This window comes from Rothia sp. HMSC069C04, from assembly GCF_001812895.1.
Taxonomy (GTDB): domain Bacteria; phylum Actinomycetota; class Actinomycetes; order Actinomycetales; family Micrococcaceae; genus Rothia.
In genome coordinates this window covers 32,290-56,431 of record NZ_KV810735.1, presented here as the reverse complement: position 1 = coordinate 56,431, position 24,142 = coordinate 32,290, and the positions used below count along the sequence as shown (strand labels likewise).

Genomic DNA, 24,142 nt, shown 5'->3' with positions numbered 1-24,142 from the left:
ACCCCCTACGGGATAAATTATGAGTTTTTCATAATAAGTGTTTATGTGTGTTTATGGGTGAAAATGTGTGAAAAAGCCGCAGGAAAATGCGCGCAATCCCGCAAAATTACCCTGGAGTCATAGAGTAAACCCACATAAAAACACTCGCTAGTTCGGGGTGTTTCTAGGCCGTCTCACAGGCTAAGAATCCGTGAAAAAATATGCGACACGCCGCAGGGAAATACCGATTTGAGGGTCCCATCGGGTACATAATCCGCCCCTTAACTCCGCAAACTTGCGGCACGCACCACACCGAACGCATCCACCGTAGGAACGCATCAAGCAGGAGAAAGCATGACTAGCGAACAGAACGCAACCACCGCGGGCACCCGTCCGCGCACCCTGGCAGAAAAAGTCTGGGACGCACACGTCGTCGTCCCCGGCGAAAACGGCAAGCCCGACCTGCTCTATATCGACCTGCAGCTACTGCACGAAGTGACCTCCCCCCAGGCATTCGAAGGCCTGCGCATCGAGAACCGCCCCCTGCGCCGCCTCGACCTGACCATCGCCACCGAGGACCACAACACCCCCACCGACAACATCTTCGGCACCATCGCCGACCTGACCAGCCGCACCCAGATCGAGACCCTGCGCCGCAACGCTGCAGAGTTCGGCGTGCGCATCCACTCCCTCGGCGACCAGGAACAGGGTATCGTGCACGTGGTCGGCCCGCAGCTGGGTCTGACCATGCCCGGTATGACCATCGTCTGCGGCGACTCCCACACCTCCACCCACGGTGCGTTCGGCGCTCTCGCGTTCGGTATCGGCACCTCCGAGGTGGAGCACGTCATGGCGACCCAGACCCTGCCCCTGGCACGCTTCAAGACCATGGCAATCAACGTTGAAGGCACCCTCAAGCCCGGCGTGACCGCAAAGGACATCATCCTCGCCGTCATCGCGCAGATCGGTACCGGCGGCGGTCAGGGCTACGTGCTCGAATACCGCGGCTCCGCAATCCGTTCCCTCTCCATGGAGGGCCGCATGACCATGTGCAACATGTCCATTGAGGCGGGTGCACGCGCCGGCATGGTCGCCCCCGACGAGATCACCTTCGAATACATCAAGGGTCGCCAGCACGCACCCAAGGGTGAAGAGTGGGACAAGGCAGTCGAGTACTGGAAGAGCCTGCCCACCGACGAAGGCGCCGTCTTCGACAAGGAAATCTTCATTAACGCTGACGAGCTCGAACCCTTCGTCACCTGGGGTACCAACCCCGGTCAGGGTATTCCGCTGAGCCACGCCGTTCCCTCCCCGGATGACTTCGAGGATGAGAACGACAAGGTCGCAGCAGAACGCGCCCTCGAATACATGGATCTGAAGGCGGGCACCCCCATGAAGGAAATTCCCGTGGACGTCGTCTTCCTGGGCTCCTGCACTAACTCCCGCATTGAGGACCTGCGCGCCGCGGCAGACATCGTGCGCGGCCGCACCATCGCCGAGAACGTGCGCATGATGGTCGTGCCCGGATCCCAGAAGGTCCGCGCGCAGGCAGAAGCAGAAGGCCTGGACAAGGTCTTCAAGGACTTCGGTGCCGACTGGCGCTTTGCCGGCTGCTCCATGTGCCTGGGCATGAACCCCGACCAGCTGGCACCCGGTGAGCGTTGCGCCTCCACCTCGAACCGTAACTTTGAGGGCCGCCAGGGCAAGGGTGGCCGCACCCACCTGGTCTCCCCGGTGGTCGCCGCCGCAACCGCTGTGCGCGGTACCCTGTCCGCCCCGTCCGACGTCGTGGCCTAGCACGCCGCTATAGCTAAGGAGCCATTATGGAACCCATTATTAAGCACACCGGCATTGGCGTGCCGCTGCGTTCTTCGAATGTTGACACCGACCAGATCATCCCCGCCGTCTACCTCAAGCGAGTGACCAAGACTGGCTTTGACGATGCCCTCTTCGCTAACTGGCGTAAGGACCCCGAGTTCATCCTGAACCAGGAGCCCTACAAGCACGGTAGCGTGCTGGTTGCGGGCCCGGACTTCGGTACCGGTTCCTCGCGTGAGCACGCCGTGTGGGCGCTGCGCGACTACGGTTTCAAGGTCGTTATCTCTGCTCGTTTTGCCGATATTTTCCGCGGCAACTCCGGTAAGCAGGGCCTGGTCACCGCACAGGTTGCACAGGACGATATCGAGCTGATTTGGAAGGCGCTGGAGCACGAGCCCGGCACCGAAATCACCGTTGACCTGGAGTCCAAGACCGTAACCGTGGGCGCGCTGGTTGTTCCCTTCGAGATTGACGACTACGTGCGTTGGCGCCTCATGGAGGGCCTGGACGATATCGGTCTGACCCTGCAGAACCTCGAAGCTATTGAAGCGTACGAGGCGAAGCGCCCCTCCTGGATGCCCCGCACTCAGGAGCTCTAAGTAGGGGAACTCTAAGCCGTAGATATATAAAGCTCGAAGGCGGCGACTGATTCAGTCGCCGCCTTCGAGCTTTTCTGTACCCAAAAACCTGGCACACATATGAATGTGCCTCCCCGGAACTTCCGGGGAGGCGTATTTATTCAATACCTAGAGCTTAGGCACCCTCAGTGATGGGGGTGTTCAAGGTTGCGTTCTCGGTGCAGCTGTACAGCGCCGCCGAACCGGGGGAGCGCACACCCGCGGTCGGGTTCGCGTTCTGTGCGGTGGCAAGAGCGAAGTCAGAAACCACCTCGTGGTTAATGTAGCTGCCGCCTGCGCCGCCGCCGCTGCTCAGGGCGCTGAGCGAGTAGATGTTGCCTTCGCCCTCGAACTGCACCTGACGGCCGAAAACGGCCTCGTAGTATGAGCCAACGGTCCAGATGTTCAGGCCTGCGCCGCCGCCGCCGTAGCCGGCGCCACCACCGGATGCTACGGAAGTGAGGGAGAGCTTGCCGTAGGTGTGGGAGAGCAGCGCGCCCGAGCCGCCCTTACCGCGGTAAGAGCCGGTAGCGTCCGCACCGCCGGTTCCCTTTTCCTTATCACTCACGGAGTCGCCCTCGTAGCGGTAGTAGCGCGGGAAATCGTAGGAGTCGAACCAGGATTCGGACATGGGCATGAGCTTTAGCTCGTTGTTCTCGTCGAGGACGCCTGCCAGTGCCTCACCGAGGGTGCCAGCTACGCCGGAGCGACCAGCGGTACCGCCGGTGACCATGAAACGCATGTCGAGGGTCTTATCGTCCTCGTCGAGGGGCTTGAACTCCTGGTAGGGGCTTGCCATGAGCATGCCGCCCTGACCGGTGTTGTCGGTGCCCAGGTCGCCGCCTGCGCTACCGCCTGCGGTGGTGGATGCGTCACGGCCGTCCAGTGCCACGCGCAGTGCCGGGTTCAGCTGGTCCTTGGGCTGCGCGTCAAAGATGCGCTGGTGGGTAGTGAGGGTGCCCAGCTGTGCGCCACCGCCGCCAGCGCCGGCAACGGCTACGACGGTGACTGCGCCGTCGCGGACGAGCTCGACCGCGGAGGAGCCGCCGCCGGACGCGCCGTACACGTAGCCGCTATCGGTGTCCACTACCTGCGCTGCGCCGGTTGCGGTGCTGGAGCCGGTGGAGTCGCCGCCGGCTGCGTAGCCTTCGCCACCGAGTGCGGGCTCCGCGCCGGCTACGGAGCCGACGCCGCCGTTACCCGCCCAGACGCGCAGGATGTCGCCGGACTTGACCGCAAGAACACCGCTGAGCTGTGCACCGGCACCGCCGCCAGCCAGGGCCGCGTTCGTGACGTCGGTCAGGTATCGGGGAGTAAAGGAAGATGCGGCACCGCCAGCACCTCCCACGAGGTCGAATCGTACTCGTCCAACGCCTTCAGGGACGAGCCATTCGGTGTATGCGCCAGCCTTGTCGTCGAAGCCGGTTGCGGTCGGCTTGAGGGTCAGAGCGGGGGAGCAGGTGGGCTCGCCGCTTGCCGCCCATGCAGGGACGGTTGCGCTGGCGAGGATAACGGGGGCACTCCATGCCGTACCCTGTACGAGGCGACGGCGCGAAATGCGTGATGCAGTGTTGTGATGTGTCATATTTGGGGTCCTCCGGTAGTTCGCGGATGCAGCCGCGAAGCGACCTGTGGTTGGTTGCGATGGGCCCTGGTTTTTAGTTGACTTTCGAATATTTACGGTGATGTTGAAGTGAATTTTTGAAGTTGAAGTGAATCAGGAAGCCGAACCGTTTTGGTTGGGTACCATCGCAAAGGTTTATGCAGTGAATGCACGCCACGCACCCTCCTGTGAGGCTCTGTACTGCGCGGGTGCAAGGTCGGTGCCGGCGCCTATGCCGCAGTGTAGAGCTGATTGGCTCCTCCGTGAGAGCGGAGGCGCCGTTCAGTGGGCACGAGTGTGCACGTTATTGTAGGGGTGAGGTTGCTCTCAAGTTCAAATTCGGACGTTAAAAAGACGAAACTAACGTCAAATTTCGGCGAAGAAACAGAAAATGTTTGCATTAGTGTGAATATTTGTGTATCTTTTTGTTTTTTCTGGCTCTGAATCTGAGGGGGTCAGAGCGGTTTTTCACATACACAACAGAGCAAAATCTCAGTCACAAGTTCCAAAGGCTCTTCAGTGTTTGGAGCACCTTTACGCAGGGCTTAGAATAATGATGAATATATGCGCCCGTTTCGCCCTGCTACCGGCAGGGGCGCGGCACGACAGAACGCGGCGCATCGGCACACTGTTAAAGTTCGGCCTAAACCAGCCGACTCCACAAAGGATTTTTAATGACTGAGAACATCAGCAAGCTTCGCATTGAAGGTGGCACTCCGCTCGTTGGTGAGGTTCACGTTCGAGGCGCCAAGAACCTGGTGCCCAAGGCGATGGTCGCAGCACTGCACGGTTCGACCCCCTCGACCCTGCGTAACGTCCCTGACCTGAGCGATGTCGAAATCGTTACCACCCTCGTGGAGCTGCACGGTGCAAAGGTCGACTACGACCGCGAAGCTGGTGTTCTGACCCTCAACCCCGCACAGGATGCAACCACCGCCGCAAAGAACGCAGAGGAGATTCAGCTCTTCGGTGGTAACTCCCGCATCCCGATTCTGATGGTGGGCCCGCTGCTACACACCCTCGGTACCGCACGCATCCCCAACCTGGGCGGCTGCAAGATCGGTGACCGCCCCATCGACTACCACATGTCTGCGCTGCGCAAGTTCGGCGCAGTCGTTGAGAAGGACGACGAAACCGGCACCACCTTGATTGTTCCCGAAGAGGGTCTGAAGGGTGCAGAGATTGTGCTGAACTACCCCTCCGTGGGCGCTACCGAGCAGGTCCTGCTCACCGGTGTGCGCGCTAAGGGTAAGACCATCCTGCGCAACGCAGCGATTGAGCCCGAAATTATTGACCTGATTGCTGTTCTGCAGAAGATGGGCGCGATTATCTTCATTAACGAGGACCGCACCATCGTCATTGAGGGCGTGGACGAGCTGACCGGCTACGATCACGCGTCCCTGCCCGACCGTAACGAGTCTGCTTCTTGGGCTTCTGCGGCGCTGGCTACCGGCGGCGACATTTTCGTGCGCGGTGCAGCCCAGAAGGACATGACCGCGTTCCTGAACCAGTTCCGCAAGATGGGCGGCCTGTACGAGGTGACCGCCGAGGGCATCCGCTTTACCCACCCGGCTCAGCGCACCCCCGGAGCTCAGCTGAAGCCCATCGTCTTTGAGACCAACGTGCACCCCGGCTTCATGACCGACTGGCAGCAGCCCCTCGTCGTGGCGCTGACTCAGGCTAAGGGCGCGTCCATCGTGCACGAGACCGTGTACGAGGAGCGTTTCGGCTTCACCAACGCGCTGAAGCAGATGGGCGCAGATATTGTCGTCATGCGTGACTGCGTGGGCGGCACGCCCTGCCGTTTCGAGGGTAAGGGCTACGGTCACTCCGCTATTATTTCTGGCCCCACCCCGCTGACCGGTGCCGACATTGAGGTTCCGGACCTGCGCGGCGGCTTCTCCCACATTATTGCTGCTCTGACTGCTAAGGGCACCTCTCACGTGAGCGGTGTTGAGCTGATTGCTCGCGGCTACGAGAACTTCGAGGAGAAGCTCAAGGGCCTGGGTGCCAACTTTGAGGTGCTGGCACGCAAGGCGTCGAAGGCTCCCAAGCCCGATGCAGCAATCGTCGTTGTTGAGCCCGAGGAAGTTGAGGTTCAGGACTAGTGAGCGGACAGCAGGGAAAGCAGGCTCTGCCTGAGATTGAGCCCACCGCCTCCGGCGATGCTCTGTACAAGGTGCTCGGTAACGCTGCGCGCGGGCTGTACATGCTCATCGCACGCGTTGAGATTGCCGGCCGTGAGAACCTGCCCAAGAGCGGCGGGTACATTATCGTGGCTAACCACACCACCGAGCTTGACCCGGTGACCGTGGCTTTCCCTGCTTTCGTTGAGGGCGCCCTGCCGCGCTTCTTGGCGAAGGATTCGCTCTTCCGTGCACCCGTGCTCGGCTACATTATGCGCAAGCTCGCGCATATTCCCGTGGTTCGCGGTTCGGTGGATGCGCGTAAGTCCCTGATTACTGCCCGCAAGATTGTTGAGGCTGGCGGTGCCGTCATAATTTTCCCGGAGGGCACCACCACCCACGATCCGCAACTGTGGCCCATGCAGGCGCGTACCGGTGCGGCTCGTCTGGCTCTTGCGACCGGCGCGCCCGTCTTCCCGGTGGCGCACTGGGGGGATGAGCAGATTCTCGGTTACGTGGATGAGCCTGGCGAGGACGGCCGCATCAAGGAGAAGCGTAAGATTTCGCTGTTCCCGCGCAAGACCGTCCGCGTGAAGGTTGGCAAGGCACTGGATATTGCCTCCCTCGTTGAGGATGCCAGCCCCGATGCTAAGCACACCCGCACCGAACTGGGCGTGGTCACCGACGCCATGCTGGATGCTATTACCGCCGAGCTGGAGCAAATCCGCGGCGAGAAGGCTCCTGAGGGGCGTTGGAATCCGCGCACTAAGCGTCGTGAAGCCCCCGGCACCCCTTCGGGGCCGGTCGGTGGCGCGCTCGGCGAACCGGACGAAAAGTAGCATCCCAACTGGGAAAATCGTGAGGCCCTGATAGGAGCCGCGGCTATTTGCTGAGGCGTCTGTCAGGGACTCGCACAATAAGCTCGCAAGGAAGAGAGGCAGGTGTTTTCGTGACCTTCTTTGGACGCACCCCCGCAGCAAGCCCTGAATTTACCCCTCCGGCGACCGTACAGTCTATTGCGGTGCTCGGCGCCGGTAGCTGGGGCACCGCTTTCGCTAAGATCGCGGCGGATGCTGCCCGTGAGCGTGGAGATGACACTCGTGTGACCCTCATTGGTCGTGATGAGCAGGTGATGGCTGAGTGCGAGCGCACCCGCGAGAACGCCCGCTATTTTCCGGGAATGAAGCTGCCGGACAACATGCACTTCACGGCGGATGCCCCCGCGGCGCTGACCGGCGCCGATATCGTGGTTCTTGCCCTGCCTGCGCAGGTTCTGCGTTCGCAGTTGCAGAGCTTCGCCCGCTATATTGAGCCGAACGCCATGCTGGTGTCTTTGGCGAAGGGCCTGGAGACCGGTACGGGTCTGCGCATGTCGCAGGTCATTACCGAGGAGCTGGAAGAGGCTATGGCTCTGCGCGGTGCTGATGTGCGCGCGATCGGTCATATTCCGCACCGCGTGTGCGTGCTCTCGGGCCCGAACCTGGCGAAGGAAATCATGGGGGAGGAGCCTACCGCCTCCGTGGTTGCGGCTCGTACCCTGCCGGTGGCTGAGTCTGTTGCTCACGCGATTGCGTGCGCGTACTTCCGCCCGTACACCAACACGGATGTGGTGGGTACCGAAATTGGCGGCCTGGTGAAGAACGTGATTGCGCTTTGCGTGGGTATTTGCGAGGGCCGTAATTACGGCGATAATTCGAAGGCGTCCATTATGACGCGCGGCCTGGCGGAGATTACCCGCCTGGCGGTGGCGTTGGGCGGCGAGGCTGCGACCATGAGCGGTCTTGCTGGCATGGGCGACTTGATTGCGACCTGCTCTTCGCCGTTGTCCCGTAACCACACGGCGGGTCGTCTGCTGGCTCAGGGTATTTCCCCTGACCGCCTGCACGAGCACATGAGCCAGACTGCCGAGTCGATTAAGTCGGCTCCCGTGGTGGCTGAGTTGGCTCGCCGTCACGGCGTGGAGATGCCCATCGTGGAGGCTGTGGTGGCGGTGCTTTCGGGTCGCATTGGCATTGAGGACTTGGCGCCTCAGCTGCTGGGTCGCCGCCTCAAGCATGAGGGCCACTAGGTTTTGAAGCTTTCTGGTGTGCTGGCACCCCTTGATTCGGGTTGTGTGCCAGGACATACTAGAAGAAGATTGAATGTAGACATCCGAGGACGGATACCGTTGCGGAAAACCGGTGCGTGAGAAACGCATCAGTGACCGCGACGGTATTCGTGCGTTAGGATTATTGACGCATTGCCGTTCCACCTTCCGGACCTAAGGGTAGGGGAACATTGACTAGGAGAAATATATGACCGAGAAGAAGACCGTCGCCCTGCTGTGCGGTGGCCGCTCCTCCGAGCACCCGATTTCGCTCATTACCGCTGCCGGCGTTCTGGGCGCTATTGACCGCACCGCCTACGACGTCATCACTATCGGTATTACCCGTGACGGCCGCTGGTACCTGACCGACGAGCAGCAGCTTGCCGAGCTGACCGCTGGCACTCGCGGTACCGCAGAGTTCCCCGAGGGTACCCAGCAGGTGTTCCTGCCGATGGGCGCCGGCGATTCCCGCCTGACCCTGGTGGATGCTGAGGGTAACGTTACCCGCACCGCACCGGTGGACGTTGTGTTCCCGCTGCTGCACGGCCCCTTCGGTGAGGACGGCACCGTGCAGGGCCTGCTGGAAATGGCTGACCTGCACTATGTGGGTTGCGGTGTGACCGCATCCGCTGTGGGTATGGATAAGCACTTCATGAAGGTTGCTTTCGAGTCTGCTGGCCTGGAGGTCGGCCCCTACGAGGTTGTCACCAACCGCCAGTGGGAGCACGAGGACCGCGAGCAGATCCTGGAGCGCGTGCTGAAGCTGGGCTTCCCCATGTTCGTGAAGCCGACCCGCGCAGGTTCTTCCTTCGGTATTACCAAGGTGGATTCGGTGGAGGAGCTCGTGCCCGCGATTGAAGAGGCGCGCCGCCACGATCCGAAGATCATTATTGAGGCGGGTATTGTGGGCCGCGAAATCGAGTGCGCTGTGCTCGATGGCCACCACGGCGAGATGCCCCGCGCATCCTACCCCGGTGAGATTGAGGTTGTGGACGAGGATCACGGCTTCTACGACTTTGAGGCGAAGTATGTTTCTGAGTCTTCCGCTGTGACCGTGTGCCCGGCGAACCTGCCGCAGGATGTGCAGGATCGTCTGCGTGAGCTGGCTGTGAAGGCGTTCCTGGCGCTGGATGGTGAAGGTCTGTCTCGTGCGGACTTCTTCTACACCGAGGATGGCCGCCTGGTCATCAACGAGGTGAACACCATGCCCGGCTTCACCCCGATTTCGATGTACAAGACCATGTGGGAGAACACCGGCATCTCTTACACTGACCTGATTAGCGAGCTGCTGACCCTGGCGATGGAACGACCCCTGGGTCTGCGCTAGTTCTTGAGGCTGCGTTAGTTCTGAGACTGCGTTAGTTGTTCTTGAAGCTGCGTTAGTTCTTGGGCACGCTGTCGTTTTGACTGCGCTCAGTTATTGAATACGTAACGGTGGGGGAGTAGCCCCTGCTGTAAGGCGCCTCGGTGCGGATTCTTGAGGGATTCGCGCCGGGGCGCTTTTTGCGCGGTGGGCAAGTTACTGCCTTTGTGGGAAGGGTAATTGGTACGTATTAGCCTCTACATCTTGATGAGAATCGCTCGAATTTCACCCATGAGAAAAATCACTCACACTCGCCTCGAGGCTGCTTGGATAGTGGAGTGCAAGTTTTAAAGTGGTATTGATAAGGCAAAACATAATTCTGCTCATAAGTGCATGAAATGATGCTTCTAGGTAATAAAAAGATGTGGTTGATGGTCGTTGCACATCTTGAAGCTCAAAGATTGGTATGAAAGCGCTAAAATGAGTAATGAAGAAAAAGCCGATTCGGTAGAATAGATGAAGGCATATCCAATCTGCCCTAGCGATTGGGTATCTATTCACTCACAACGTATTAGAAAGTCAAGGACAACCTTTGGGAAAACGAAACCGTAAGGTGGTCTCTGCGAGTCTGGCGACAGCACTGGTTGCTTCCGGAAGTCCATACGTAGCCTCATTTGCTCAAGATGTGCAGGAGGCAGCGTCACAGCTTCCGCCGAACCCTGTCGGCACCGCAAGCCAAACCCTGGACCCCGCCGCGGCCGCGGCATCTTCCTCTCAGGCGGCAGTACCCACGCTCGCAACCGTGAGCGCATGGCCCACCGCTCAGGGGGACAATAAGACTGACAAAGCGCAGGCAGAGCCCACCGCTCAGCCTAGCGCTTCTTCGAGTGCTCAGCCCACCGCTAGCGCCGAGCCCTCCGCGAGTGCTACGCCCAGCCCGAACGCTACCGCGCAGCCTACTGCCGAGCCCACCGCTTCTGCGAGTGCTACCGCAACCCCGAGTGCTACGGCGAGTCCTAGCGCAGAGCCCTCTAAGGAGGCGACCGCTGAACCTACTGCTACGCCGACCGTAGCTCCTAGCGCAAGTGCCGAACCGAGTGTTGCTCCTACTGCAACTCCGACGGCTGAGCCGACTGTAGCTCCGACTGCGGAGCCTACGGTCCAGCCGACGGCAGAACCTACTGTTGCTCCCACTCCGGAACCGACCGTTGCGCCTACTGTGGAGCCCACCGCGGAACCCACCAAGGATCCGATTCCTGAGCCTACGGTAGAGCCCACCCCTGAACCTACTCCCGAGCCGACGAAGGATGTAACTCCCGAGCCGACCCCGGAGCCTACTCAGGATCCGACTCCGGAACCTACTCCCGAACCGACCCCCGAACCGAATCCGGAACCGAATCCGGAACCTACTCCCGAACCGACCCCGGAGCCGACTCCCGAGCCGACCCAGGACCCCGCTCCGGAGCCGAATCCGGTGCCCGCTCCTGAACCGACCAAGGACGTAACTCCCGAGCCGACTCAGGAACCGAGCGAGGCACCCTCAGAGGAGCCGACTCAGGCTCCGGTCGTCCCGGCCCCGGTTCAGGATCCGACTCAGGAGCCCTCCAAGGAAGCTAAGCAGGAGCCGACTAACGAGCCGACCAAGGACGCGGTCATCCCCGTGATTCCGGTAGCTCCCGTAGCTCCGGTAGAGGATAACAAGGACAGCTCGGACTCCAAATCGGTTACCCCGATCGAGACCGAACCTGTTGCTCCGATTCCTCCGGCGAACAACCCGGTGACCGTCCCCGGCAATCGTCAGGAAGTCTCTGGGGAAGATGTCATCATCTCCATTGAGCTTCCGCGACCGGGCAACTCCTCTGAATCCTCAAGTTCCTCTTCGGGATCTTCGAGCTCTTCACCGAGCAAGGCACCGAGCGACAGGCTTGATGGCGACGATGACGATCCGTTGCGTTCCGGCGGTACCACCCTTGGACGAATTGCAGCCAATAACGGCTCGAATGACTCCATCCCGGGTGCGGCAGACTGGGTTGCTGGATACCTCTCGCGCAATAAGACCGACGAGGACCACTCCCACGAGGTAAGCCCCTCGAGCTCCTCAAGCTCGGTATCGGCTTCGAAGTCGCCTAGCTCCTCCACCTCGGCTAGCGCCAGCCGCTCCGCAAAGAGCGTGGCAAAGGCTGACGGCGCGAACGCCGCCCAGGAGCAGGCCGTGAAGAATGCGGACGCGGACGATTCCGGACTTTCCGGCATTGCACCGCTGATCCTCTTCTCACTCATCGGTCTGGTGCTGATTGCTCTGGCAATCCGCTACTTCAGCCGCGGAGCATAAGGCAAACATAACGCGTAAGAATACGCGATAATAGAGGATGTGAATCCTCAGACTTTTAGCGAAACGCGGGACAACCCCATGCGAGAGACACCTCTCTCAAAGCTGGGGGAGTCCCGCGTTCTGCGCGCTTTCATGCCGATTATCAACGCCCACAACGAGCAGGTTGCCGCTGCAGCACGCCAGGCGGGGCGCATCGAACCCCTCGAGGTGGGCCCCGGCGACGACTGTGCCGTTCTCGCCGAGCCCGCGCCCGGTCAGCGTACCGTGGTCACCACCGACACTCTCGTTGAGGACCAAGACTTTATGAACCTCTGGCCCGGCGGTATCGCACGGGCGGGCGAAGACGGTGAGTTCAATCTGGAACCCGCCCGCAGTAGCGGCTACGATGTGGGGCGCAAAGCCGCGACCCAGAACCTCGCCGACGTTGCCGCTATGGGTGCGCGCCCGGCGAGCCTCTTCATCTCCTTGAGCCTGCCCGGTAGCACTCCTTACGGCTGGATTGACGGCTTCGCCCACGGCATTGTGGACGGAATCAACGCCTGCGGAGCCACCGAATGCGTGATTGGCGGCGGCGATATTGGCGACTCCACCGAAATGTCGGTGACCGTTACCGCCCTCGGCTACACGGACCGCGCCGTGCTACGCTCCGGTGCGCGCCCCGGCGACACTATCGCCCTGGCGGGGCGTACCGCCTGGTCCGATGCCGGTCTGCGCCTGCTGCTCAACCCGCTCTCCCTGCCCGCCACGGCACTACTGCGCGCCATCGCCGCAGGTCAGGATGCTGAGGCGGCGCTGGGGGCGGTAGCTCAGGCGTGGGCTCAGAAGCAGGCTGAAAAGTCGGGTGAAGACTCAGCCGCTCTTCCTGAAGGACTCATCGAGCTAGCCCTCACCCTCACCCCCGAAGACGCCGCGCATATGCTCGCGGTCTGCGAGCGTGCCGTCGACTCGCAGCACCACCCGGTCAGCCCCATCCCCGCCGGTGAAGTGGCACGCCAGCATAGGGCGAGCTCCATGCTGGATCTTTCCGACGGGCTCGTCAAGGATGCTGGACGAGTTGCCGCCGCATCCGGGGTGCAGATGCGCCTCGACCGCGCCGCCGTGGATGCGTTTGCCGAGCCGCTGCTGCCCCTGGCGCGCCTGCTGTTGGTGATTGGTGAGCGTAACGAGGTGGGGGAGAGTCCCGCATCCCTGGCGCGTACCTTTGTGCTGGTTGGCGGAGAAGATCACGGCCTGCTGGCGACCTTCCCCGGCGATGTGCCCGAAGAATTTGTGCCCCTGGGAACCTGTGTTGCGGATGCCCCGGAGCGCGGGCTGAGCGCCGAGCTCTACGGTTCCGAGCGCCGCCATGATACGGTGACCGGCGCCGCGGTGGTGATGGACGGCCGCTCCCTGGACGGCATGGGCTGGGAGCACTACGGGGCTTCCGCATAGGAGTTCCATCGAGTGCCGCGAGGTGCGTGCGGTTTGTAAGTTTAGTCCGGGCTTTCATCCTCCGTGCTTTCATCCCGCGGGATAGATGACCGGCAATACCGTACATTTAACCGAAATTACCTAGAATAGAAGTACGAAACAGGTTAGATTCAGCCCGTGCTGCGGGCAGTGCAGAACATCGAGAACTAGCTGAGAATTCAGCCGAGAACCACGCGAAACTGACGAAACCGACGAGGAGGGTAGCGTGAACGCAGAACAGAACCAGCGCACCGAAGAGCGCGAGATTTACCGCCGCGCCTGCGTGCGCGCCTACCGCTTCGGCGTAGCGTGGTCCACCGCCGCCCGCACCACCATCGAACGCTACCGCGAGGCGCTCAATGAGCTCAACGGGTTCCCCGTGCCCGATAAGGATACAGGCTCCAATATTGCCCACACCCTGCTGACCCTGACCGAGGAGTTTGAGCGGGGCATGGAGCAGGTTCTGCCCGGTGAAATTCTTTCTAGTGAGGTTCTTCCCGCGGGCGAAATTCTTGGCGGGGAGGGCACCTCTGACGAGGAAACCCTCGCCCACCTGTGGATTCAGTTGGGTGGAATCTACGAGCACGCGATTATGCGCGCATCCCGTGTGGCACGCGGCAACTCGGGTACCCTGCTCTGCGCCTGGGCGCTGGAGGCGGTGCGTAGCTACTGGTTCCTGCCCGGAAACCTCGCTCGGGAGCTTGGCGACGCAGCCGATGAGCTGCCGCTCGTGCGCGCCCTGGAAGCAGACTACGAGCGTGTGCTGGCTGGCGGTTCCCTGCCGAAGCACCGCGAAGTGAAGCTGGAGTACGCCCACGCGGAGGCGCGCGCGATGGCGTTCGCGGCTGAGCGTATTCGCGCCAGCGTGGGGGAGCAGATGGTGCCCTCCACGATGCTGTCGGTCATGGTGGAGCTCGCCCGCCTGGACGCGCACTATGATACGGATGCCGCTGACGAGGTGCTCAAAGAGCGTCGACGTGCGCTGATGCGTGCCGCTCTGGAACGTACCGCGCAGTTCCCGCCCTCACCCGAGCTTGCAGGTTTCGTGGATGCTGGCGCGCTCGGCTTCTACCTTGCCGTGGTGCACTCCAACCCGCGTTGGGAGGGCGCGATCCTGAACGAGGCGCAGGTGGAGTCCATGCTCCGTGCTCCCTCTGCCGGTGTGACTTCTGTAGCCGGTTCTGCGGCACGAGTGGGTTCTGAACAGGCGGGCGCTGAACCTGCCGAGCACGCAGAAGGTGGGCACGCAGAACACGCGGAGCAGAGCGGCTGGGAGCTCATGGGTACGCTGACCTGCGAGCCCCTCGCCCTGGCGCAGTTGCGCCCCGAACTTGAAGCCATGGGTGACAGTCTGCTCATTACGCCCCTGGACATGGCGGCTGGACTCTGGGCGCTGCACGTGCATGTGCCCGACATCGACCCCGCCCGCGAGCTGATTATGGGCTACGGGCAGTGGGCGGATGAGCGTATTTCCTCCCTGACGGATGGCCACCACGCCGACCACGCGTGCGGTGCGGAGGGCGGCGTATGAGCCCCGCCCGACGTTCCGTGAACCCACAGCAGGAAGCCCTGGATTTGGGGCTTCCCGAGCCTGCGCCCGCTAAGACTAAACCTGCGAAGGCCGAGGCAGCGCAGGGTGAACCCGCAGAGTCAACGGCTGTCGAGCCTACCCGCGCTCAGCGGGGGAAAAAAGCTACGCTTCTACTGAGCGATGAGCAGCTCCGCACCACCGCCGAGCTGACCGTGCGTGATCTTGCCGCCTACGCCCGCGGCGAGGTGAGCCGCGCCGAACTGAGCGAACGCGCGGCACAGCGCGCCAGCGCACCCTACCGTAAGGCGCTCAAGACGCTCAAACATTCGCTGGGCCCCGCCGCGCACACCATGACCGACGACGCTCTCTACGAGCTGGTCGATATTGCGTTGGCGGCGCGGCAGGCAACTCAGGCGGAGGAGCCCGCACGGAAGAAGGCAACCCGCAAGGCACCCGCTCAGAAGAAGACGGTTCAGAAGGCACCTGCCCAGAAAGAACTAGTTCAGAACGAACCGAGCCCGCAGGAGAGTGAAACTGCCGCGCGGGATATTCCGGCGCGCCCGCAAAAGGTAACGAAGGCAAGCGAAGAGGTCGAGCAGGAGCCTGCGCCGAAGAAGAGTGCGCCCGAGATAGAAGCTGAAAAGTCCGCGACCAAAAAGTCTGCACCCAAAAAGGCTGTAGCGAAGAAGACTGTGCCCGCAGAGAAAGCTCCTGCTTCCAAAGCCTCGACATCGAGAACCCCGGCATCGAAAACCCCGACAAAGCCTAAAACCGCTACGCCGAAAACCGCCTCCAAGAAGGCAACGCCTGCACAGAAAACCCCCGCGCCGAAGAAAGCGTCCGCCCAGAAAGCTTCCGCGAAGAAGACAGCTACTAAGCAAGCTACTACTAAGACAGTTGCGGCTGAGAAGCCCGCATCAGCCGTCGCGGAGGCTAAGAGCCGTGCTCTGGCACGCTACGCCTCCGAAGATCGCATCGAAAATGCGCCGCTCAAAAAGTACCTGCCCGCGCCCAGCGCCAAGGCAATCTCCACGCACCTGGACCTGCACACCGTCGGGGAGATGCTCGAATACTTCCCGCGCAAGTACCTGCCGCGCGGCGAGCTCAGCTCCTTCGCCGAACTCGTTGAGGGCCAGGACGTCACCATCATTGCCCGCGTGGTGCACGTGAGCACCCGAACCATGGCGGCGCGCCGCGGCAAAATCACGGAAGTGACCATCACCGACCGGCTTTCCGACGCCACCGGGCAGGACGCACCCGCCGGTTTTGGGGCTGGCGGTTTTGGCGCTGGAGGGCCCGTCTCCGTGGTGCCCGGGCGCGCTAACCGCCTCGGTTCCTCCAGTGCATCCAGCGTATCCGGTGTGCCCGCGCAGAACTGGCAGGCAACCGGGATGCACAACCCGCGCATTAACGCGCTCGCTAACACCGCCCAAGGCAGGGGAGCCCAGCCCGCCTCCTATAGCGGCTACGCAGATAGCTACGGCCAGGATAGTTTTGCACAGGATAGCTTCGTGCAGGGAGGCCTCTTTGGCGTGCCCGCGCCCAGCATGACGAACCCCGGTGCGCTTATTGGCTCGCAGATGAAGCTTTCCTTCTTCAACGCCTGGACCGCCGCCCGAGAAATCCACGAGGGCGAAACCATGATGTTCTCGGGCAGGGTCGACATCTACCGCGGCGAATACACCCTCACCAACCCGCACTACGCCCTGCTCTCGAAGGATGCCTCCGGCGCGGACGTCACCGACGCCGCCACCGCCCCCGTGCCCGTCTACCGCGCCCCCGTGAAGCTGCCCACCGACCGCATCAGCGGCTACATGGTGCAGCTGCTCGAAAAGGTGCCGCTCAAAGAACTCGAAGACCCGGTACCCTACACGATTCGTCGCGCCCGCAAGGTGCCCTCCCTGGAGTGGACGTACCGCGCCCTGCACACCCCCGATTCGGAGGACACCTGGCGTGCCGCGCAGGCGCAGATGCGTTACCGCGAGGCATTCGTGTTGCAGAGCGCGCTCGCCCGCCTGCATTCGGCGCGTGCCGCGCACCTGACTCAGCCGCGCCCCGCCGTGGAGGGTGGACTCGCCGATCAGCTGCTTCAGGTTCTGCCCTACGAGCTAACCGAGGGGCAGCAGAAGGTGGGCGCTGAGATTGCCGCCGATCTGTCGAGCGAATCGCCCATGAACCGCCTGCTACAGGGTGATGTGGGTTCCGGTAAGACCGTGGTGGCTCTGCGCGCCATGCTGCAGGTGGCCGATGCGGGCGGCCAGTCCGCGATGCTCGCCCCGACCGAGGTGCTTGCCGAGCAGCATTTGCGTTCGGTGCTGGACATCCTGGGGGATATGGCGGCGCCCGAAGACTCTGACGATTCAGCCGCCGGTTCTGCCGAGGAAACTCCCTCGAGGAGCGGGGATGAACCCCGCCGTGTGCGCGTGCGCCTGCTGACCGCCTCCATGGGTACCCGCGCCAAGCGCAAGGTTCTGCAGGAGCTCGCCGACGGCACCGCCCAGATTGTGATTGGCACCCACGCCCTGCTCTCCGATGAGGTGAGCTTCCACGATTTGGGTCTGGTCGTCGTGGACGAGCAGCACCGCTTCGGCGTGGAACAGCGCGACGGCCTGCGCGGCACCGACGGCGTTCTGCCGCACCGCCTGGTCATGACCGCAACGCCCATTCCGCGTACCGTCGCCATGACCGTGTTCGGTGACCTGGACGTGTCCGTGCTCGACACCCTGCCCGCCGGTCGCCAGAAAATCTCAACGCACGTGGTACCCCTTGCCGAGAAGCCCGCCTGGGCGTCCCGGCTGTGGAGGCGCGCCCGCGAAGAAATCGATGCGGGCCACCAGGTGTATGTTGTCGTACCCAAAATCGGGGAGGATGGCGACGGCATGGAGGAAGGCGCCGCGTTCTTTGGCGCATCCAGCCTGAACGGTGCGGGTGCGGGCGCGGGCAACTCTGCCCAGGGCTATTTCGGGCAGGGCGGTAGCGCCAGTAGCGACGGCAAGGTTCAATTGACCTCGGTCGCCTCAATGTACTCGTACCTGAGCGCTGAGGACGCCCTCGTCGGCGTGCGTATCGGCACCCTGCACGGCCGCATGGACCCGGCGGAGAAGACCGCCGTCATGACCGCTTTCGAGCGCGGAGAGATTGACCTGCTCATCAGCACCACCGTCATTGAGGTGGGCGTGAACGTCCCGAACGCCACGCTCATGATCATCATGGATGCCGACCGTTTCGGCATCTCGGGCCTGCACCAGCTGCGCGGTCGTGTGGGCCGCGGCGGCTACGCGGGCACCTGCCTGCTCGTCACCCGCCAGGAGGAGGGCGGCGTGTCCCGCGAGCGCCTGGATGCGGTTGCCTCCACCACGGACGGCTTTGAGCTTTCCCGCATCGACCTGGCGCAGCGCCGTGAGGGTGATATTCTGGGTGCTGCACAATCGGGCTCGAAGAGCACCCTGCGGTTCTTGCGGGCGCTCGCCGATGCTGACATTATTGAGCGTGCCCGCGAGGATGCCCGCTCGGTGGTGGAGAAGGACCCGACGCTGGCTAAGCATCCGTCGTTGGCGCGTACGATTGACCGCGCTCTGGACGCTGACCGTGAGGCGTTCCTCGGCAGGGGATAAGCGCCCCACAGGGCAGAACGCTCTGCCAGTTGTGCCCACCAATCTGCCTTGCCCGCCACCGACTGAAACCGTGACTTCAACACACCGCACTAGTTAAGAGGAGAGACCCTATGAGCCGTATTATTTCCGGTGCCGCCGGAGGCGTTCGCCTTGCCTCGGTTCCGGGGGATAATACTCGCCCCACCACCGACCGGGTGAAGGAATCCCTCTTCTCCAAGCTGGAGAGCTACGACATTATTCGTGGCGCTCGCGTGCTGGACGCCTTTGGCGGCTCGGGCGCGCTCGGCTGCGAGGCGCTCTCGCGCGGTGCGGCCTCCGTGACTCTGCTGGACACCTACCCGAAGGCTGTTGCGGTGATTCGCAAGAACGTTGCCGCGGTGGAGAAGGCGATGGGCCGCACCGGTTCTTCTGGTGCTACCGGTTCTGCGGCGCGCGTGCAGCAGTCTCAGGCGCTGACCTACGTAAAATCCGCCTCCGGGCCGTGGGATCTGGTGTTTGTTGACCCGCCCTACGCCATGCCGAACGAGCAGGTCAGCGAGCTGCTGGAGGCGCTCACCCCCAAGCTTGCCGAGGGTGCCGTGGTCGTGGTGGAGCGTTCTTCGCGCGATGCGGAGCCGGTGTGGGGCGAGGGCCTGTACTGTTTTTCGACCCGTCAGCACGGCGAGACGGTGCTCTACTACGTGGAGCCTGACGAGGCGGAGGAGCAGGCGGGCGACGAGTCCGGCGAGAATACTGAGCCCGGCGAGGACGCTGAAGAGCTCGCAGCCTAAGCCCGCGCTCGCGCAACCCTGCGCTCGCGCATCCCCCGCGAGCTCAACCCCTCTAACCCACCCGCCCCCAGCCATTCCAACCTCTGATATTTATTCGTGAAGGGACCGCCATGATTGCCCTCTGCCCCGGATCTTTTGACCCCGTGCACCACGGCCACCTGGAAATCATTGCCCGCGCCGCTCAGCTCTTTGACGAGGTGATCGTGGGCGTGGCGCACAATAACTCCAAGAAGTACCGTTTCTCCCTGGAGGAGCGCGTGCAGCTGGTGCGTGAATCCCTGCAGGAGCTCGGCATTGAGGGCGTGAGCGTGGAGCCGATTCCGCCAGGCGTGCTGCTTGCCGAGTACGCGGCGGAGCGTGGTGCGAAGGTGCTGGTGAAGGGTCTGCGTTCTGCGACGGACTATAGCTATGAGGCTCCGATGGCGAGCATGAACCGTCACCTGGCGCAGGTTGAGACGGTGTTCTTGGCCGGTGAGGACCGCTACGGTGCGGTGTCGTCCACGATTATTCGTGAGGTGGCGTCGCTGGGGGGTGACGTGACTCCCTTCGTGCCGGAGGCGGTTGCCCGCGCCCTGAAGAGCGCCTAGGAAAACGCCTCATCAACCCGGGCACCCCGGGCAACCCATGTGTGCACCCACCCGACACGCCCGACATGCCCACCGGCAGGGCTCCGGTAGAATAACTTGCACCACCGGCCGGGCACTTAAAATCCCCCAGTAGTAGCCCCGACCGGCCGATTAAATGCCGCGCGGCGCCTCCTTAAGGGGATATTTAAGAGGTGAGCGCCACTTAAAGAGATTTAAAAGGCGCTTAATCTTGATTAACGGTGCGAATGACCCCTAAAATGGGACTTTGGTTTATACATTTCGTAAGGAGAAACGCCATTTCACGTGCAGACGCATCGCCGCTGGTGGTATCGGTCACTAACCTGATTCACCGCCCCGGCACCATGGAAACTCTCACTGAGGTTCTGCCCGCACCGGCAGACCTGGGTAACACGCTCATCGGCGTGGAAGAGGGTTCGGATATTGACCTCGATATTCGTATGGAGTCTGTTGTTGATGGTATCCTAGTAACCGGCTCCGTCGTTGTGGATGTACACGGCGAGTGTAGCCTCTGCTTGGATCCGATTGATTACGAGATGTCGGCCAATATTCAAGAGCTTTTCGTCTTTGAGAAGGCCCCGGCTGGCGGCCCCGAAGACGAAGTAGATGAGCAGTACGCCGTTGAGGATGATTCCATCGACCTTGAACCGGCTCTGCGGGACGCAGTAATCCTTCAACTGCCGTTCCAGCCTGTTTGTAGGGACACCTGCCAGGGTCTGTGCGCCGATTGCGGTGCGCGCCTGGAGGATGACCCCGGGCATCATCACGAGGTGTTGGATCCGCGCTGGTCGGCCCTACAGGGCCTGCTCGGTGCAGATACCGAAAACTAAATTGTTGTTACTAGAGATTGTGAGATAGCTGTGGCTGTTCCCAAGCGCAAGATGTCCCGCGCTAACACCCGCGCACGCCGTTCCCAGTGGAAGGCATCCGTGCCCCAGCTGGTTAAGACCGTTGAAAACGGTCGCGTGACCTACAGCCTGCCCCACCAGGCAAAGGTTGTAACCGACGCTGCAGGCAACGCCCTGTTCCTGGAGTACAAGGGCCGTAAGGTTGCAGACGCCTAAGAAGCGGTGAATCCTTATGACTGAATTTCCTAGTGTTGATACTAGGGAGTTGCGTAAACGTCTCGGAGTCGATATCGACGCCGAGACGTTTTTGCTATCCCTAACCCACCGCTCCTACGCCTTCGAGAACCCCGGAGTGGAGCATAATGAGCGCCTGGAGTTCCTGGGCGATTCGGTGCTTTCCCTGGCGATCGCTGAAGAAGTGTACCGACGCTACCCCGACCTGCCCGAGGGTGAGCTCGTGAAGCTGCACCACGTGGTGGTGTCTACGGTGGCGTTGGCGAAGGTGGCACGCGACCTTGACCTGGGCAGGTACATCCTGCTCGGTAAGGGCGAGATTCACACCGGCGGCGCCGATAAGGACTCGATCCTTGCCGACACCATGGAAGCGATTTTTGGCCTGACCTACTTGGAATGCGGTCGCGAGGCGGCTCGTGACCTGGTGTTGCGCCTGATTGCGCCGCTGCTCGACGATGAGAAGGTCCTGAACTCTGGACGCGACTGGAAGACTGAGCTGCTGAACCTCGCCACCGCCCGCGGCTGGGGAGACGTGCGCTACGAGGTGACCGGCGAGGGCCCCGACCACGCGCGCGTGTACACTGCGGTTGCTATTGTGGCGAACCAGCAGGCCGGTACCGGTGTGGGTCCGAGCAAGAAGGAGGCGGAGCGCCTTGCCGCTGAGCAGGCGTACCGCGTTCTGATTTAGGCTCATTCAAGCATCCTGCAGGCCTGTTAGCTCTGCGGGCTCTTGATTCTGTAGCCCCGCTGATTGGAGTAATTCATGCCCGAACTGCCCGAGGTGGAAACCGTTCGTGCGGGTATTGCCGACCATTCGTTGGGTCGGCCCGTGCGGGCGGTGCGCGTGGTCGATGCCCGTTCGCTGCGCAGGCACCTGCCCGGTCCCGCCCACTTTGAAGCGGCACTCACCGGCAGGGCGCTGCGCGGCGCCTACCGCCGCGGCAAGTACCTGTGGCTGACCCTGAGCGAGGCGGACGGCACGCTCGCCGACGAGGCGCTCGTGGTGCATCTGGGCATGAGCGGTCAGCTGCTCGTGCGCGATGAGCCGGGCGGCGAAATGGGCAGTGACTCGGGTAATGATTTGCAGGCGCGTGCGGCCTTTGATGAGCAGCCGAGGCACCTGCGCGTGGCGCTCGAACTAGGACCGGCGGGAGCTACCAGCGCTGCGGGAGCTACCGGTGGCGCGGCGAGCACCAACCGGGCAAGCACCGGGCAGTGGTTGCTCTTCGTGGATCAGCGCATCTTCGGCGGCATGTTCCTCAGCCCGCTGGTACCGGACGTACCCGCAGCGGTTGCAACGAATAAAGCAGCGCCCGATGAAATGGGGCAGAGCGAAGTACCGGAGCATTTTCTAGTACCGGAGGCGGTCAAGCACATTGCCTGCGACCCGCTGGATGAGTTCTTCGACCCCGCGGCGGTGCGCCGCAAGTTCCTGCGCACCTCCAGCGGCATTAAGAAGGTGCTGCTGGACCAGTCGGTGATCTCCGGCGTGGGCAATATCTACGCCGACGAGGCGCTGTGGCGTGCACGGTTGCACTACGCGAAGCCCGCACGCACCCTCAGCGCCACCCAAACCCGCGAACTGCTGGAGGCGGTCACCCAGGTGCTGCGTGAGTCCCTGGCGGCTGGCGGCACAAGCTTCGACGCCCTGTACGTGAACGTGCTCGGGGAGTCGGGCTACTTTGAGCGCTCGCTGAACGCCTACGGTCGTGCAGGGGAGCCCTGCCACCGTTGCGCGGAGGCGGGCCGCACAACCCTGATGGTGCGCGAACCGTTCCAGAACCGCTCATCCTACCGTTGCCCGCACTGCCAGCGGGCCCCACGCTCTCGATAGGCACAAACTCACGCTAGTTATGCATATGACGGCGTAGCTACGTTCCTCCCATGGGGGATGTAGCTACGCCGTCATTCGTTTACAGCTGGGTTGAGAAAGGGGCTGGGGGAACCGACCCAAAAAGAAGCAACTAGCGGCTGTACTTGTCCCCGTAGAACAAGCCCAGACGCTCGTAGCCTTCTTCAATCGACACGGCGGGCTCCCACTGCAGCAACTCACGGGTGCGGCGCTGATCAAACCAGTGCGCGGTCGACAGCTGCTCGGCGAGGAACTCCGTCATCGGCGGCTCATCACCGGCAGTCACGTTCTTCGGCAGACGCTCCCAGACGCGCTCAATGACCTTACCCGCCAGAGCCGCAACCTTCGCCGGAACCGAGAAACGCGGGGCGGGAACGCCCACCGCCTCACAGAAACCACCCAGTAGTTCAGCGATAGTGCGCGGCTGACCGTTCGTCACCACCAGCGCCCGGCCCGCAAAAGCGTCGAGGCGCTGATAGCCGCGCACCACGGCATCCGCGGCGTTATCAATGTAGAGCGTATCAATCAGGCCCGTACCGCCGGATAGTAGCGGCAGGCGGCCCGCGGCGGAACGCTCCAGAATACGCTCGACCAGCTGGGTATCGCCCGGACCCCACATCAGGTGAGGACGCAACGCACCCACGCGCAAAACCCCGCCACCGGGCAGGGTGGTGCCGTTTGCCTCCAACGCGAGCAGCTCAGCGGCAGCCTTCGAACGCGCATAGTTACCGCGCGCATGCTCCGGGGACGCCACGCCGGCACCGTCACCCACAATCGCCGCACCGGCATGAGCCACCGACGGCGAGGAAATGTACAGGAAAGAACCCACCGAATGGTTCAGCGCCGCCTGCAACAGGGTGCGGGTGCCCTTAATATTGATGCGCTCATAATCAGCCCACTCGCCGCTAACCGAAACCTTCGCCGCGGCATGCACCACGCCGTTCACGCCGGTCATCGCCAGATCCACAGCCTGCGCGTTCGTAATATCGCCGCGCACCTGCTCAAAACGGGGGCGAATCGAATCGGGCAGAAGCGCCGCAATACCCGAATCACCACGCTGAAAAACGCGCACATCATAGCCGGAACGCAACAACGCCAGAACGCTCTCACGACCCAGCAGACCGCTCGCACCGGTAAAGAGGATGCGCTCGCCAATACGCGGCGCGAAATCGGGCTCCTCAACCGGGCGCAACGAACGAGGGGCGGGGTCGGTGTAGCGTGCCGCCAGCGGCTGCGCCGGCTTGCGGAACCGCGCCGTCGGGGAGGTCACCGCATGCGAAGTTGACAGGCGGGACGCAGACAAGCGGGGTGCGGACTCGTGGGAAGAGGACTCACGCGAAGAATGAGGGGACATCATACTCCTTAGACATAGGGA

At 62.4% G+C, this 24,142-nt stretch carries 18 protein-coding genes; 16 read left to right on the top strand and 2 right to left on the bottom strand.

Going from position 1 to position 24,142, the window contains the following annotated elements; genetic code table 11:
* The first annotated feature begins 333 nt into the window (after nt 1-333).
* Complete coding sequence (gene leuC, locus HMPREF2879_RS02475) at nt 334-1,776, top strand: 3-isopropylmalate dehydratase large subunit (RefSeq protein ID WP_012903327.1); 1,443 nt, start codon at nt 334-336, stop codon at nt 1,774-1,776.
* 26 nt (nt 1,777-1,802) lie between these two features.
* Entirely contained in the window at nt 1,803-2,396 is a 594-nt protein-coding gene (gene leuD / locus HMPREF2879_RS02470) for a 3-isopropylmalate dehydratase small subunit (RefSeq protein ID WP_005505627.1), read from the top strand.
* Between the two features lie 154 nt (nt 2,397-2,550).
* Here the strand turns inward: leuD and HMPREF2879_RS02465 are convergent, their stop codons facing one another.
* On the bottom strand, nt 2,551-3,999 hold the full coding sequence (locus HMPREF2879_RS02465; protein ID WP_070634740.1) for a transcriptional initiation protein Tat: 1,449 nt from the start codon (nt 3,997-3,999) through the stop codon (nt 2,551-2,553).
* 692 nt (nt 4,000-4,691) lie between these two features.
* Here HMPREF2879_RS02465 and murA point away from each other — a divergent pair.
* From murA to mutM, 14 genes are all read left to right on the top strand, one after another.
* On the top strand, nt 4,692-6,125 hold the full coding sequence (gene murA, locus HMPREF2879_RS02460; protein ID WP_049347430.1) for a UDP-N-acetylglucosamine 1-carboxyvinyltransferase: 1,434 nt from the start codon (nt 4,692-4,694) through the stop codon (nt 6,123-6,125).
* Complete coding sequence (locus HMPREF2879_RS02455; RefSeq protein ID WP_012903333.1) at nt 6,125-6,982, top strand: lysophospholipid acyltransferase family protein; 858 nt, start codon at nt 6,125-6,127, stop codon at nt 6,980-6,982. The genes murA and HMPREF2879_RS02455 overlap by 1 nt, the downstream gene beginning before the upstream one ends.
* A 110-nt stretch (nt 6,983-7,092) precedes the next feature.
* The gene (locus HMPREF2879_RS02450) at nt 7,093-8,211 is read left to right on the top strand and encodes an NAD(P)H-dependent glycerol-3-phosphate dehydrogenase (protein WP_049347434.1); all 1,119 of its coding nucleotides are present in this window, start codon (nt 7,093-7,095) and stop codon (nt 8,209-8,211) included.
* Between the two features lie 226 nt (nt 8,212-8,437).
* The gene (locus HMPREF2879_RS02445; RefSeq protein WP_049347437.1) at nt 8,438-9,556 is read left to right on the top strand and encodes a D-alanine--D-alanine ligase family protein; all 1,119 of its coding nucleotides are present in this window, start codon (nt 8,438-8,440) and stop codon (nt 9,554-9,556) included.
* Between the two features lie 661 nt (nt 9,557-10,217).
* Nucleotides 10,218-11,864: a PT domain-containing protein gene (locus HMPREF2879_RS02440; protein ID WP_305793977.1), complete on the top strand. Its 1,647-nt coding sequence runs from the start codon at nt 10,218-10,220 to the stop codon at nt 11,862-11,864.
* Between the two features lie 78 nt (nt 11,865-11,942).
* Nucleotides 11,943-13,295: a thiamine-phosphate kinase gene (locus HMPREF2879_RS02435; RefSeq protein ID WP_070634738.1), complete on the top strand. Its 1,353-nt coding sequence runs from the start codon at nt 11,943-11,945 to the stop codon at nt 13,293-13,295.
* Between the two features lie 244 nt (nt 13,296-13,539).
* Nucleotides 13,540-14,844 carry a DAK2 domain-containing protein gene (locus tag HMPREF2879_RS02430; protein ID WP_049356668.1) on the top strand — a complete coding sequence of 435 codons (1,305 nt, stop codon included), beginning with the start codon at nt 13,540-13,542 and terminating at the stop codon, nt 14,842-14,844.
* The gene (locus tag HMPREF2879_RS02425) at nt 14,841-18,458 is read left to right on the top strand and encodes an ATP-dependent DNA helicase RecG (protein WP_083309624.1); all 3,618 of its coding nucleotides are present in this window, start codon (nt 14,841-14,843) and stop codon (nt 18,456-18,458) included. Before HMPREF2879_RS02430 ends, HMPREF2879_RS02425 begins: the two co-directional genes overlap by 4 nt.
* 110 nt (nt 18,459-18,568) lie before the next feature.
* Nucleotides 18,569-19,228 carry a 16S rRNA (guanine(966)-N(2))-methyltransferase RsmD gene (gene rsmD / locus HMPREF2879_RS02420; protein WP_070634737.1) on the top strand — a complete coding sequence of 220 codons (660 nt, stop codon included), beginning with the start codon at nt 18,569-18,571 and terminating at the stop codon, nt 19,226-19,228.
* A gap of 110 nt (nt 19,229-19,338) precedes the next feature.
* The gene (coaD, locus tag HMPREF2879_RS02415) at nt 19,339-19,815 is read left to right on the top strand and encodes a pantetheine-phosphate adenylyltransferase (protein ID WP_049349056.1); all 477 of its coding nucleotides are present in this window, start codon (nt 19,339-19,341) and stop codon (nt 19,813-19,815) included.
* Nucleotides 19,816-20,054: 239 nt separating this feature from the next.
* Nucleotides 20,055-20,663 (top strand): YceD family protein, encoded by a 609-nt coding sequence (locus HMPREF2879_RS02410; protein WP_012903341.1) that lies wholly within the window; start codon nt 20,055-20,057, stop codon nt 20,661-20,663.
* Between the two features lie 30 nt (nt 20,664-20,693).
* Nucleotides 20,694-20,897: a 50S ribosomal protein L32 gene (rpmF, locus tag HMPREF2879_RS02405; protein ID WP_005505656.1), complete on the top strand. Its 204-nt coding sequence runs from the start codon at nt 20,694-20,696 to the stop codon at nt 20,895-20,897.
* Nucleotides 20,898-20,913: 16 nt separating this feature from the next.
* On the top strand, nt 20,914-21,603 hold the full coding sequence (gene rnc, locus HMPREF2879_RS02400; protein WP_049349058.1) for a ribonuclease III: 690 nt from the start codon (nt 20,914-20,916) through the stop codon (nt 21,601-21,603).
* Between the two features lie 75 nt (nt 21,604-21,678).
* A complete protein-coding gene (mutM, locus tag HMPREF2879_RS02395) occupies nt 21,679-22,749 on the top strand; it encodes a bifunctional DNA-formamidopyrimidine glycosylase/DNA-(apurinic or apyrimidinic site) lyase (RefSeq protein ID WP_070634736.1) in 1,071 nt (356 codons plus the stop codon).
* Between the two features lie 130 nt (nt 22,750-22,879).
* Here the strand turns inward: mutM and HMPREF2879_RS02390 are convergent, their stop codons facing one another.
* Nucleotides 22,880-24,121: an NAD-dependent epimerase/dehydratase family protein gene (locus tag HMPREF2879_RS02390; RefSeq protein WP_070634735.1), complete on the bottom strand. Its 1,242-nt coding sequence runs from the start codon at nt 24,119-24,121 to the stop codon at nt 22,880-22,882.
* Between the last annotated feature and the right edge of the window lie 21 nt (nt 24,122-24,142).

Bases quoted from the DNA above. Each gene is read 5' to 3' on its own strand.
- mutM (WP_070634736.1), top strand. From the start codon at position 21,679: ATGCCCGAACTGCCCGAGGTGGAAACCGTTCGTGCGGGTATTGCCGAC.
- HMPREF2879_RS02390 (WP_070634735.1), bottom strand. From the start codon at position 24,121: ATGTCCCCTCATTCTTCGCGTGAGTCCTCTTCCCACGAGTCCGCACCC.
- leuC (WP_012903327.1), top strand. From the start codon at position 334: ATGACTAGCGAACAGAACGCAACCACCGCGGGCACCCGTCCGCGCACC.
- rsmD (WP_070634737.1), top strand. From the start codon at position 18,569: ATGAGCCGTATTATTTCCGGTGCCGCCGGAGGCGTTCGCCTTGCCTCG.
- HMPREF2879_RS02435 (WP_070634738.1), top strand. From the start codon at position 11,943: ATGCGAGAGACACCTCTCTCAAAGCTGGGGGAGTCCCGCGTTCTGCGC.
- rnc (WP_049349058.1), top strand. From the start codon at position 20,914: ATGACTGAATTTCCTAGTGTTGATACTAGGGAGTTGCGTAAACGTCTC.
- leuD (WP_005505627.1), top strand. From the start codon at position 1,803: ATGGAACCCATTATTAAGCACACCGGCATTGGCGTGCCGCTGCGTTCT.
- murA (WP_049347430.1), top strand. From the start codon at position 4,692: ATGACTGAGAACATCAGCAAGCTTCGCATTGAAGGTGGCACTCCGCTC.
- coaD (WP_049349056.1), top strand. From the start codon at position 19,339: ATGATTGCCCTCTGCCCCGGATCTTTTGACCCCGTGCACCACGGCCAC.
- HMPREF2879_RS02425 (WP_083309624.1), top strand. From the start codon at position 14,841: ATGAGCCCCGCCCGACGTTCCGTGAACCCACAGCAGGAAGCCCTGGAT.
- HMPREF2879_RS02445 (WP_049347437.1), top strand. From the start codon at position 8,438: ATGACCGAGAAGAAGACCGTCGCCCTGCTGTGCGGTGGCCGCTCCTCC.
- HMPREF2879_RS02465 (WP_070634740.1), bottom strand. From the start codon at position 3,999: ATGACACATCACAACACTGCATCACGCATTTCGCGCCGTCGCCTCGTA.